Below are 515 nucleotides of genomic sequence, written 5' to 3' on the forward strand. Positions count from 1 at the left end.
TGACTAGTCCTGATATAGGTTGACACTTTTTCAGGCTCTAAAACGCTCGATGAACTTCATCGGGCGTTTTGTATTTTAAGGCCATATGTGGCCGACTCTTATTATAGCTTTCTACCGACTCCGATATCATTAGCTTAGCCTCGCATAGATCCTTCGGCTTAATGATCAAGTACTCATTTTTAATGATGCCATTCACTCTTTCCGCCAGCGCATTCTGATAGCAATCGTAGCCATCAGTCATTGAACACTGAACGCCATGCTTTTCATGGAGCTGTTGATACTGCTTAGAGCAATATTGAAGCCCTCGATCTGAGTGATGCACAAGTAATTGAGCGGTTCTCGTCCGTTCTTTTAAAGCATTTTTATAGGCTTTAATGACTGCATCTGTTCGTAAGGTGTTGTCTACGTGATATCCCACTATTTTTCGCGACCAAGCATCTGTAATCAGACTAAGATATGTGTCGCCATTCTGAGTAGGAATATAAGTAATGTCAGCTACCCATAGCTGTTCAGGT

General features: G+C 41.9%; 1 protein-coding gene. It reads right to left on the reverse strand.

Features of this window, described 5'->3' with window-relative positions:
* Positions 1-37: 37 nt before the first annotated feature.
* A partial coding sequence (locus ACOSVP_RS18565) for an IS3 family transposase (protein WP_487348974.1) occupies positions 38-515 on the reverse strand: 478 nt, incomplete at its 5' end.

The sequence above is a fragment of the Marinomonas sp. HM11-D genome, assembly GCF_057626615.1.